9 protein-coding genes are annotated in these 11,784 nt (G+C 67.0%); 4 read left to right on the forward strand and 5 right to left on the reverse strand.

Annotated elements, in window-relative coordinates; translation table 11 throughout:
• Nucleotides 1-14: 14 nt before the first annotated feature.
• The 4 genes from odhB (at nucleotide 15) to sucD (ending at nucleotide 5,271) form a co-directional block, all read left to right on the forward strand.
• Nucleotides 15-1,607 (forward strand): 2-oxoglutarate dehydrogenase complex dihydrolipoyllysine-residue succinyltransferase, encoded by a 1,593-nt coding sequence (odhB, locus tag FHR97_RS00620; protein ID WP_183381843.1) that lies wholly within the window; start codon nucleotides 15-17, stop codon nucleotides 1,605-1,607.
• 51 nt (nucleotides 1,608-1,658) lie between these two features.
• Nucleotides 1,659-3,095 (forward strand): dihydrolipoyl dehydrogenase, encoded by a 1,437-nt coding sequence (gene lpdA / locus FHR97_RS00625; protein ID WP_183381844.1) that lies wholly within the window; start codon nucleotides 1,659-1,661, stop codon nucleotides 3,093-3,095.
• 137 nt (nucleotides 3,096-3,232) lie between these two features.
• Nucleotides 3,233-4,399 (forward strand): ADP-forming succinate--CoA ligase subunit beta, encoded by a 1,167-nt coding sequence (gene sucC, locus FHR97_RS00630; protein WP_183381845.1) that lies wholly within the window; start codon nucleotides 3,233-3,235, stop codon nucleotides 4,397-4,399.
• Nucleotides 4,399-5,271, forward strand: coding sequence for a succinate--CoA ligase subunit alpha (gene sucD, locus FHR97_RS00635; protein ID WP_183381846.1), 873 nt, complete (start codon nucleotides 4,399-4,401; stop codon nucleotides 5,269-5,271). Before sucC ends, sucD begins: the two co-directional genes overlap by 1 nt.
• A 72-nt stretch (nucleotides 5,272-5,343) precedes the next feature.
• Here the strand turns inward: sucD and siaD are convergent, their stop codons facing one another.
• From siaD to FHR97_RS00660, 5 genes are all read right to left on the reverse strand, one after another.
• A complete protein-coding gene (gene siaD, locus FHR97_RS00640; protein ID WP_183381847.1) occupies nucleotides 5,344-6,132 on the reverse strand; it encodes a biofilm regulation diguanylate cyclase SiaD in 789 nt (262 codons plus the stop codon).
• On the reverse strand, nucleotides 6,129-6,518 hold the full coding sequence (gene siaC / locus FHR97_RS00645) for a biofilm regulation phosphoprotein SiaC (RefSeq protein WP_221187630.1): 390 nt from the start codon (nucleotides 6,516-6,518) through the stop codon (nucleotides 6,129-6,131). Before siaC ends, siaD begins: the two co-directional genes overlap by 4 nt.
• A 14-nt stretch (nucleotides 6,519-6,532) precedes the next feature.
• A complete protein-coding gene (gene siaB / locus FHR97_RS00650) occupies nucleotides 6,533-7,063 on the reverse strand; it encodes a biofilm regulation protein kinase SiaB (RefSeq protein ID WP_183381848.1) in 531 nt (176 codons plus the stop codon).
• On the reverse strand, nucleotides 7,051-9,135 hold the full coding sequence (gene siaA, locus FHR97_RS00655; protein WP_183381849.1) for a biofilm regulation protein phosphatase SiaA: 2,085 nt from the start codon (nucleotides 9,133-9,135) through the stop codon (nucleotides 7,051-7,053). Before siaA ends, siaB begins: the two co-directional genes overlap by 13 nt.
• Before the next feature lie 165 nt (nucleotides 9,136-9,300).
• Nucleotides 9,301-11,493: a cellulose binding domain-containing protein gene (locus FHR97_RS00660; RefSeq protein WP_183381850.1), complete on the reverse strand. Its 2,193-nt coding sequence runs from the start codon at nucleotides 11,491-11,493 to the stop codon at nucleotides 9,301-9,303.
• Between the last annotated feature and the right edge of the window lie 291 nt (nucleotides 11,494-11,784).

Genomic DNA, 11,784 nt, shown 5'->3' on the forward strand with positions numbered 1-11,784 from the left:
ACAAGGGAAACGACATGGCTACCGAGATCAAGGCACCCACCTTTCCGGAATCCGTTGCCGAAGGCAGCGTGGCCGCCTGGCACAAGAAGCCGGGCGACAGCGTCGAGCGTGACGAGCTGATCGTCGAGATCGAGACCGACAAGGTGGTGCTCGAGGTCGTGGCACCCGAGGCCGGCACCCTCTCCGAGGTGCTGGTGGAGGAAGGCGATACCGTGGAGTCCGAGCAGGTGCTGGGCCGCATCGGCGAGGGCGCCGCGAGCGGCGGCGAGAAGGGCGGTGCCGAGGCCGCGTCCGAGTCACCGGCCAAGCCCGAGCCCGAGCCCGAGGCCAAGCCCGAGCCCGAGCCCGAGGCCAAGCCCGAGGCCGAGGCGCCTGCCGGCGGCGGCCAGCAGCACGAGGTGAAGGCCCCGACCTTCCCCGAGTCCATCCAGGAAGGCACGGTGGCCAGCTGGAACAAGCAGGTCGGTGAGGCGGTCAAGCGCGACGAGGTGCTCGCCGAGATCGAGACCGACAAGGTGGTGCTCGAGGTGGTGGCGCCGGCCGATGGCGCGCTGTCCGAGATCAAGGCCGAGGAGGGCAGCCAGGTCGAGTCCGAGGCCGTGCTCGCGCTGTTCACCGAGGGGGCCGGCGGCGAGGTCGCCCCGGCCGCCGGTGAGGGCAGGGCCGCGGCGTCCGCCGATGACGGCGCCAGCGACGAGAAGGTCGGCGACAAGATCCTGGCCCCGGCCGCTCGCAAGCTGGTCGCCGAGCACGACCTCGACGTCGCCAGGATCGAAGGGACCGGCAAGGGGGGCCGCATCCTCAAGGAAGATGTCCAGAAGGCCGTCAAGGACGGCTCCGCCAAGAAGGCCGCCAAGCCGGCCGGTGCCAAGGCCGCCGCGGCGCCGGCCCCGGCCGTCGAGGGCGAGCGCCCCGAGAAGCGCGTGCCGATGACGCGTCTGCGCAAGACCATCGCCAAGCGCCTGGTCGAGGCCCAGCAGACCGCCGCCATGCTGACCACCTACAACGAGGTGGACATGGGCGCGGTCATGGACCTGCGGTCCCAGTACAAGGACTCCTTCCTCAAGGCCCACGACACCAAGCTCGGCTTCATGGGCTTCTTCGTCAAGGCGGCCTCCGAGGCGCTCAAGCGCTTCCCGGACGTCAACGCCTCCATCGATGGCACCGACATCGTCTATCACGGCTACCAGGACATCGGCGTGGCCGTGTCCACCGACCGTGGCCTGGTCGTGCCGGTGCTGCGCGATACCGACAGCATGAAGATCGCCGACGTCGAGAAGGGCATCGTCGATTTCGGCAAGCGGGCCCGCGACGGCAAGCTCGGCATCGACGAGATGCAGGGTGGCACCTTCACCATCACCAACGGCGGTATCTTCGGCTCGCTGATGTCGACGCCGATCCTCAACCCGCCGCAGACCGCCATCCTGGGCATGCACAAGATCCAGGAGCGGCCCATGGCGGTGAACGGCCAGGTCGAGATCCGTCCGATGATGTACCTGGCGCTGTCATACGATCACCGCATGATCGACGGCAAGGACGCGGTCCAGTTCCTGGTGACCCTCAAGGAACTGCTCGAGGATCCGGCGCGCCTGCTGCTGGATATCTGATCCGCGGACCGCACAACGTATCTCAGCGAAGCGCAACCCATAGGAGCCAACATGGCCGACAAGTTTGATGTGATCGTCATCGGTGCGGGCCCCGGCGGCTACGTCGCCGCCATCCGTGCCGCCCAGCTGGGCCTGAAGACCGCCTGTGTCGAGAAGTGGATCGGCAAGGAAGGCAAGGTGGTCCACGGCGGGACCTGCCTGAACGTGGGCTGCATCCCGTCCAAGGCGCTGCTGGAGGCCTCCCACAAGTTCGTCGAGGCCAAGCATGACTTCGACGACATGGGGATCGTGGCCGGTGACGTCACCATGGACGTCAAGAAGATGATGGCGCGCAAGGACAAGATCGTTAAGAACCTGACCGGCGGCATCGCCGGCCTGTTCAAGGCCAACGGCGTCACCGCCCTGGAAGGCACCGGCAAGGTGACCGGCAGCAAGCAGGTCGAGGTCACCGACAAGGACGGCAAGGCCGCCACCTATGAGGCCGACAACATCGTCGTCGCCGCGGGCTCGGTGCCGGTGGAGATCCCGCCGACGCCGATGACCGAGGACCTGATCGTCGATTCCACCGGTGCCCTGGAATTCCAGGAAGCGCCCAAGCGCCTGGGCGTGATCGGTGCCGGGGTCATCGGCCTGGAGCTCGGCAGCGTGTGGAGCCGCCTGGGCAGCGAGGTCACCGTCCTCGAGGCCCTGGACGACTTCCTGCCGATGGTCGACAAGGACGTGGCCAAGGAAACCCAGAAGCTGCTCAAGAAGCAGGGCCTGGACATCCGCATGGGCGCCCGGGTCACCGGCTCCGAGGTCAAGGGCACCGAGGTGGTGGTCAAGTACTCCGACGGCAAGGGCGAGCAGGAAGTCACCTTCGATCGCCTGATCGTCTGCGTCGGTCGCAAGCCCTACACCAAGGGTGTGATCGGCGAGGGCGTCGGCGTCGACCTCGACGAGCGGGGCTTCATTCACGTCGACGACCAGTGCCGCACCAGCGTGCCGGGCGTCTACGCCATCGGCGACTGCGTGCGCGGCCCGATGCTGGCCCACAAGGCCTCCGAAGAGGGCATCATGGTCGCGGACATCATCGCCGGCCACAAGGCCGAGATGAACTATGACGCCATCCCCAGCGTCATCTACACCTTCCCGGAGGTGGCCTGGGTCGGCATGACCGAGCAGGATGCCAAGTCCGCCGGCATCAAGGTCAAGACCGGTGCCTTCCCGTTCGCCGCCAGCGGCCGCGCCATGGCCAACAACGCCACCGAGGGCCAGGCCAAGGTGATCGCCGACGCCGAGACCGATCGTATCCTGGGCATGCACATCGTCGGCCAGCACGCCGGCGAGATGATCGCCCAGGGCGTGATCGCCATGGAATTCGGCTCCAGCGCCGAGGATCTGGCGCTCTCCTGCTATGCACACCCGACCATGTCGGAGGCCGTACACGAGGCCGCGCTGGCCGTGGAAGGCCATGCCATCCACATGGCCAACCGCAAGAAGAAGTAAGACAACAAGCGCCGCCCGCGGGCGGCGCATCCCTTCCGGCCACGTATCGGGAGGGGTCGGTGGTAGCCTGACCCTCGCGCCGCCCGGGCGCCGTCACGGTTACCGTTCGAGTCACATGCAACCAATGGCATGAATCGATGAACCTTCACGAGTATCAGAGCAAGCAGCTGTTTGCCGACTATGGTCTGCCGGTTTCCAAGGGCTTCGCCGTCGACACCCCGGAAGAGGCGGCGGAAGCCTGCAAGAAGATCGGTGGCGAGATGTGGGTCGTCAAGGCCCAGGTGCATGCCGGGGGTCGCGGCAAGGCCGGCGGCGTCAAGCTGATCAAGAGCCCGGAGGAGGCCAAGGCCTTCGCCGAGCAGTGGCTGGGCAAGAACCTGGTGACCTTCCAGACCGACGAGCACGGTCAGCCGGTCGCCAAGATCCTGGTCGAGAACTGCACCGACATCGCCAACGAGCTCTACCTGGGGGCCGTGGTCGACCGCGCCACTCGCCGCGTGGTCTTCATGGCCTCCACCGAGGGCGGCGTGGAAATCGAGAAGGTCGCCGAGGAGACCCCCGAGAAGATCCTCAAGGCCGAGATCGACCCGCTGGTCGGCGCCCAGCCGTACCAGGCGCGTGAGCTGGCCTTCGCCCTGGGCCTCTCCGGCGACCAGGTCAAGCAGTTCACCAAGATCTTCCTGGGTCTGTCCAAGCTGTTCCACGACAAGGATCTGGCGCTGCTCGAGATCAACCCGTTGGTGATCACCGACGAGGGCAACCTGCACTGCCTCGACGCCAAGATCAACCTGGATGGCAACGCGCTGTACCGTCACCCGGACCTGCAGGCCATGCGCGACCCCTCCCAGGAGGATTCCCGCGAGTCCGAGGCCGCGGCCTGGGACCTGAACTACGTGGCCCTGGACGGCAACATCGGCTGCATGGTCAACGGTGCCGGCCTGGCCATGGGCACCATGGACATCATCAAGCTCAACGGCGGCCAGCCGGCCAACTTCCTCGACGTGGGGGGCGGGGCGACCAAGGAGCGGGTGGCCGAGGCATTCAAGATCATCCTCTCCGACGATTCCGTGAAGGCCGTGCTGGTCAACATCTTCGGCGGCATCGTGCGCTGCGACATGATCGCCGAGGGCATCATCGGCGCCGTCGAGCAGGTCGGTGTCAACGTGCCGGTGGTGGTGCGTCTCGAGGGTAACAACGCCGAGCTGGGTGCCGAGAAACTGGCCTCCAGCGGTCTGAACATCATCGCTGCCAAGAGCCTCACCGATGCGGCTCAGCAGGTCGTCAAGGCAGCGGAGGGCAAGTAATGAGCATCCTGATCGACAAGAACACCAAGGTCATCTGCCAGGGCTTCACCGGCGGCCAGGGGACCTTCCACTCCGAGCAGGCGATCGCCTACGGTACCCAGATGGTCGGCGGCGTGACCCCGGGCAAGGGCGGCCAGGAGCACCTGGGCCTGCCGGTGTTCAACACCGTCAAGGAAGCCGTGGCCGAGACCGGCGCCGAGGCCAGCGTGATCTACGTGCCGGCCCCGTTCTGCAAGGACTCGATCCTCGAGGCCGCCAATGCCGGCGTCAAGCTGATCGTGTGCATCACCGAGGGCATCCCGACGCTTGACATGCTCGACGTCAAGGTCAAGTGCGACGAGCTGGGCGTGCGCCTGATCGGCCCCAACTGCCCCGGCGTGATCACCCCGGGCGAGTGCAAGATCGGCATCATGCCGGGCCATATCCACCAGCCCGGCAAGGTCGGCATCGTGTCGCGTTCCGGCACCCTGACCTACGAGGCGGTCAAGCAGACCACCGACCACGGCTTCGGCCAGTCCACCTGCGTGGGCATCGGCGGCGACCCCATCCCGGGCTCCACCTTCATCGACATCCTCGAGCAGTTCGAGAAGGATCCGGCCACCGAGGCCATCGTGATGATCGGCGAGATCGGCGGCACCGCCGAGGAAGAGGCCGCGGCCTATATCAAGGCCAACGTCTCCAAGCCGGTTGTGTCCTACATCGCCGGCGTCACCGCGCCTCCCGGCAAGCGCATGGGCCATGCCGGTGCCATCATCGCCGGTGGCAAGGGCACCGCGGACGAGAAGTTCGGCGCCCTGGAGGCCGCGGGCGTGAAGACCGTGCGCTCCCTGGCCGAGATCGGCGATGCCCTGAAGGAGGCCGCCGGCTGGTAAGCCGAGCCATCCTGCCGGTAGCGCACAAAGGGCACCCTCGGGTGCCCTTTTTCGTCGCCGCGCGGTGGCGGCTCAGTCGGCGGTGCGCCAGCGATCCCGCCCCTCGCGCTTGGCCTCGAGCAGGGCCTCGTCGGCGCGCTGGATGGTCGTCGCATAGTCGTCGTCGAGGCGATGCTGGGCCACCCCGACGCTGGCGGTGAGGCGCAGCCGCTCGCCCTCGAAGGTGACGCTCAGGGCGCGGAGCCGCTCGCACAGCCGGGCCACCAGGGTCTCCGCCTGGTCCAGCGAGGTGGCCGGCAGCACCACCAGGAATTCCTCGCCGCCCCAGCGGGCGCAGTGATCGGCCCCGCGCAGCTCGCTGGCCAGGGTCTTGGCCAGGGCGACCAGCAGGCGGTCCCCGGCCGCATGGCCGTGGTGGTCATTGATGCGCTTGAAATGGTCGATGTCGATCATGGCCAGGGTGAACACGCGTCCATGACGGTGTGCGTCCGCCGCCAGGCGCTGGAGCTGCTCGTGGAGCAGGCGACGGTTGGCCAGGCCGGTCAGCGGGTCCAGGGTCGCGGCGTCCGCCAGGGCGGCGTTGCGCTCGCGCAGCAGCGCCTGGTAGCGGTCGGCGATGCGCGACAGCTTGCGCTGGCGCTTGAGCTGGCGCTGCAACTGGTGACGCGTGGCATGGAGATCCTCGTGGGCGGTCTGCTGGAAGCCGTCGGCAATGCTGATCAGGCGCTCGAGGCGCTCGCGCTGTTCCAGGTGGTGGGCATAGAGCTGGCTCAGGGCCTCGTGCAGCGGATGCCCCCGATAGGCGTCGCTGTCGATCAGCGCCGCCACCCGGTCGAGAAGCGCCTGGTCCTGGGGCGTCATGGGGAGGCCTGCATTGCCGTGATGGCGAAGGGGTAGCTGCAGTCTTCCTTGAACTCCTCGGCGAGTTCGGCGATGCGCTCGTTGCGGCTGTCATAGCGCCAGATGACGCCGACCTCGCGACCATTCTGGTGGGCCTCCTCCAGCAGGTCGAAGATATCCATCATCGCCTTCACCGAGCTGGTGTTGAGGTAGACGAGCCCGAGGTCGAGAGTGAGGGGGGTCGTGGCCCGGGCGAGGAAGGCTTCCGTCCAGTCGGTGACCTGGCGGAACAGCTCGTAGGAGTTCTCCGGATAGGAATCGCCTTGCATGCTGAGCCGGCCGGCCTGCCAGTCGCTCTGGATCGCGGGGGTGGACGAACTACCGGGAATGTTCAGATCTTGGATCATGGGTAGGGTCCGGATTAGATAGTGGCTGTCAGGCTAAAGAAGCTTAGCCCCGAGGGCAACGCCTGAAGCGAGGCCGCCAGTGGCTGGCTGGACTTGCGGGCCATATCGATCAGCCCCAACCCCGCACCGCTCTCGGCATCCTCCCGGGGACGCCGCAACTGCTGTTTGTAGGCCTGCTTGAGTGCGGCGGCGTCGAGACTGGCCAGGCGTTCGACGGTCTCGACCAGGCGCCGCCCGTCGGCCGCTTCCACCAGGTTGCCCGCCGAGACCAGGTAATGCCCCTGGGGATCCCGGGCCACGGCCAGGGTGGCGGTGGCCGTGTGTTCGTCATAGCCCTGGCTGCGGGCATACTGGCGGATGTTCTGGGTCATCTCGATATAGACCGCGAACACGTCCATCGCCTCGGAGGGCGCCGCGGACTGGCTGTTCATGTAGTTGCGCAGCGCATGGCCGATCTCCTCGATCAGGCTGCGGGAGATCGGGCCGTTGAAGCACAGCATGATCCCTTGCTGCAGGTAGTTGTCGCGCAGTGTCAGCAGGTCCATGACACCTCCTGGTGGACGGGACGTTCGGGATGGGTGGTGAACGCGCCGCTCGCGCTCGGCGTGGTCGGGGTCTCGTCATCGAAGCGGAAGCTCAGCAGGGTGATGTCGTCACGCTGGGGCAGCTCGCCGCGGTAACGGTCGAGGGCCTCGCCGAAGGCCTCGACCTGGCGGTGCAGCGGGTCGTTGGCATGGCGCCTGAGCATCGCCTCGAAGCGAGTGTGGCCGAAGCCGAAGCCGTATTCACCGCCGGCCTGGTCGAGGAAGCCGTCGGTGGCCAGGGTGTAGGTCCAGCCCCGGTGCAGGGGCATATCCTGGTTTTCATAGGTCATGGCGCGCTTGTCGCCCAGGGCGCGCTTGCCGCCGGCCTGGACCTCGAGTCGGTCGCCGTCGCTGGCATACAGCGACATCTTGGCGCCGGCGAAGGTCAGCCGGCCGGCCCCGGGATCCACCCAGACCAGGCCCATGTCCATGTTGGTGGCGATCGAGCGGGGCAGGGTGTCCTTGTGCAGGGTGCTGCGGTTCTGGCGGTCCGTCTCGTTGAGGATGGCGGCGGGATCGTCGGCGCCGACATGAAGGATGGCATTGTCGATGATGGCCCGGGCCAGCATGGTCATCAGCGATCCCGGCACCCCATGGCCGGCACAGTCGATGACCCCCATCAGCCAGCCGCGTTCGGTGGCACGGAACACGTAGAAGTCGCCGCCCACCACATCCCGGGGTCGCCACATGATCGCGTGATGACGGGGCAGGTGATCCTGCAGTTGGCGGCTGGGCAGGATCGCGCGCTGGATGATGCTGGCGTATTCCAGGGAGGCATCGATCTGGCGGCGGGCCCGGGCCATCTCGGCGTTGGTCTGCTCCAGGTCCCGGGTGCGCTGACGCACCTTGTCCTCCAGGTCCTGGGTATGGCGCTCGACCTGACGTGCCATGTGCGAGAAGTCCCGTGAGAGCTCGCCGATCTCGTCGCCGCGCTCGGTGGGCAGGGCATGGTCGAAATCGCCGCCGGCGATGGCCCGGGCAGACTGCTGGAGGCGCCGCAGCGGGCCGAGGATCAGGCGTTCGATACCGAAGGCGAAGCCGGCCATCAGGATGACCAGGATCAGGGTCAGGGCAATGACCAGTGACCACAGCCAGCGGTTCTCGAGGATCGGGGCCGCGTCCAGGTCCAGGGCGGTGACCAGCAACCATTTTAACTCCGGGATATAGCCGACGCTGAGCAGGCGGGGTTCGCCCTCCAGGGTGGCCTCCAGGCTGTGGACCTGGCCGGGACGGCGCATGGCCGCCTGCATGGCCGAGCTCAGTCGTTCGCGTTGGGACTCGTCCCCGAGCATCGACGGCAGGCGTTGTGCCTCGCCCGCCTCGAGGGCGTCGGCCCCGGAGTTGAAGGCCAGTCGCCGGCGCTCGGGGTGAGCCTGGAGATCGCCCCGGGGGTTGACGATCATCGGCGTCAGGCCGGGGGTGTCGTCACGGAGGAAGCGATCGAGGAAGCGGGTCAGGTCGAGGGCGCCGCCGGCAAGCCCCAGGACACGACCGTCGTGCCGGATCTTGACGTTGAACCAGACCTTGGCCAGGCCGAGCTTCTGGTCCACGTTGACGTTGATGTTGTAGGCCCCGGTGCTGTCCATGGTCGAGAAATACCAGGTGTCGTCGGGATCCTCGGGGGAGAGCCGGTAGCGGGGCGAGTGGCTCTCGGCTCGCGTGCCGTCGTTGAAGTAGTAGTCACCGGTGGCGTGGTGAATCACGAAGTAGGCATCGCCGCTGAACTGCCAGCGAAAGCCCTCCGCCTCGCGGAAGAAGCGCTCGCGCTTGACGGGATCCTCGGGGGCCAGGAGCCACTCCCGGGTCACCACCGAGTCGGCGAGGCGGCGTGACAGCGCCAGCTCCCGGGAGACGGGGGTGAGGATCTTCTGCATGTGCAGCAGAGTGTACTGCTCGGCATAGCCGCTGGCGAAGTGGCGTCGGACATCGTCGATCGCCTGCCAGCCGATCAGCAGTGCCGGCACCAGCGCGAGCAGGCAGGCGATCAGCAGCGTCACGGTGGACTTGCTGCGTAGTCCCCAGGGGTTGGCCATGGGCAGCTTCCTTGGCGTCGTCCCGCTTGTGTCGCTCGGGACGGACTAGTTTTGTAATGAATTGTGACTACTATGGCACATACCGAAGTGTAGTGTATTAACGGCCAGGGGACGTGCGAGCAGGACGACCGGGGAGACCCAGGGTGCCCCGGTCGGCTCGCGAACTCAGCCGGCGACTTCCTCGATCGCGGTGTTGCCCAGCCCGAGGACCTGGACGTCCAGGGCGTGGCCTGCCGCGTCCTCGGCGGTCATCTCGGCGGGCGGCGTGTCCTCGCCGTAGGCCTTGAAGGCGAAGCGCCAGGCCTCGCCGGGGGCGAGGGTGAGATCGCTGTCGTCCCGGACCCGGTAGCCCCCGTCCCCGCCGGTGAGATCGCCATTCCACAGGGTGTCGATCTGGGCGGGCAGCATGAAGCCCAGTTCCGGGTCGATGATGTCGTCATCGGAGACGTTCTCGACGAAGACCTCGGCGACATGGCCCGAGGACCACTGGCTGGTGATATTGCCGGTGACCAGCAGCTCGGCGTCGTCATCCAGCAGGGCGGGGGTCGCTCCCCCCTTGCCGAGGATCTCCAGGGGCTGACCGTTCTCGTCCCGGGCTGCGAGGTTGGCCGGTGCGGAGTCGTCCCCGTAGGCCTTGAAGGCGAAGCGCCAGCTGTTCCCCGGGGCTAGGGTAAGGTCACTGTCGTCCCGCACCCAGTAGCGGTCGGCATCACGGGTGACATCGCCGTTCCACAGGGTGTCGAGGTCGGCGGCCAGGTCGAAACCGACCTCGGGATTGATGATGTCGGCATCGGAAACATTCTCGACGAACACTTCCGCGACATAGCCTGAGGACCAACTGCTGGTGACATTGCTGGTGACCTTCAACGCCGGGTCGTCGCCGCCACCGCTGAGGATCTCCTCGGGGCTGGGCATCGCCAGCGGCGAGGCGCGGAAGGTATTGCCCGAGGTCAGGTGCAGGGTGATGCCGTCGCCGAACACCGCGAACTCCATGTCGGTCAGGGTGTCCTGGCTGCCCTGGCCGGTGATGATGACGCCGTTCTCGCTTTCGCTGATCTCGTGGTCGGCGAAGTCGCCGGTGTAGCGCGCGGTATCGACGCCCAGGCCGCCTTCGAGCCGGTCGGTACCGTCGTACCAGTCGTCGCCGGGCCCGCTCTGGAGGAGGTCGTCGCCGGCACCGCCCAGCAGCACGTCGTGACCCAGGCCGCCATTCAGGTAGACGCCGTCGTCGGAGCCCTGGACCTCGTCATCCCGGCGCGAGCCGATCAGGTAGTCGAACACCACCTCGTTGGCCTCGGGATCGGTGGGTGCCCCGAAGCTCACGCCCCCCTCGTTGACATACAGCGCCGATGACAGGGCATCGGCTTCCGGGTCCCGCTCCGAGCGCAGGACCCGGACACTGTTGTCGTGATCCCGGCCGCCGTGGAAGTTGACATCGCGATCGGTGAAGGCAATCTCGGCCTCGTTGCCCACCGAGGAACGCCAGGAGGCGAAGACCAGGCTGTGGCGCATGCCACTGTCCTCGAGGCCGGTGAACTGGCCATCGTAGCTCTCGTGCAGCTCAAAGGCGTAGCCATTGCCGCCACTGCCCTTGTTGAAGGCGCCGTGGGCCTCGAGATCCTCGGCGACGGGGTCGAGGGTCCGGGAGAAGCGGAAGGCCGTGGAGGGGCCGTCATTCACCTGGATGTCGGAGAGCCGGGTATCCGTGGTGCCGGTCAGCAGGACGGCGTTGAAACCGGTCAACTCGTCCAGGGTGTTCTCGAAGGTACCGGGGGCGGGGGTACCCAGCGTGAAGTCGACACTGAAGCCCTCGAGGGTGACGTTGTCCACGGTCTCCATGCGGGCGACCTGGGTCTTGCCGGCTTCGAAGTCGAAGGGGACGCCGCGATCGAGGGTGATGGTGTCCCCCTCGATCGACTCGACTCTGGCCATGCTGGTGCGCAGCTCGGCGTATTGCACCTTGCGCCAGGAAGTGTCGCCGATCGCGTCGAAGAAGGCGTCGTCATTGTCCTGCCAGATGCGCAGGGTGTCGCCGGCCTGGAGGTCGTGGCCGTCCGCGAGGGTCAGCTGGCGGGTGCCCTCGCTGACATCGGCGGCGAGTTCCCCCGTGTAGGTCTTCTCCGTCCCGTCGAGCCGGATGGCGTAGTCGTTGCTCGACAGGGCCCAGTCACTGAGGGTCAGCACCGTCTCGCCGGCACCGGCGCCGATCAGGGAGATATCGGAGCGCGAGATGAGCAGGGCATCGTCGAGCTCGTAGTGGCCGGCGGCGAGGTGCAGGGTGGCCCCACTCGGCGCCTCGTCGATCAGGGCCTGCAGATCGTCGGCGGTGATCGAGGGATCGATATCGATGGTGGTCATGGGGACTGCCCTCCAGAAGCGCCTTGAATGTCGACACTGTGGTCATGTCGAGCCAGGTGATGTGGCGGTCCGGGCCGTCATGGCCCTCACTGGACACGCCGTGGCGTGGTCGGCGCCGTATCGCGTCTGATACCCACGACCGCCGTCCTTCTGCCGCCACGATGGCTGCGAATCCTAACTAGAGTTGTCGGTCAAGTAAAAACGGCCTCGCACCCTTCCGATGGGCGGGGTTGCGGGCATTTTTTGCGGCCATTTCCGGCGATAACCCGGCCATGTTCTGTAAGGAATTGA

It is taken from the genome of Halomonas stenophila, from assembly GCF_014192275.1.
GTDB classification, from domain to species: domain Bacteria; phylum Pseudomonadota; class Gammaproteobacteria; order Pseudomonadales; family Halomonadaceae; genus Halomonas; species Halomonas stenophila.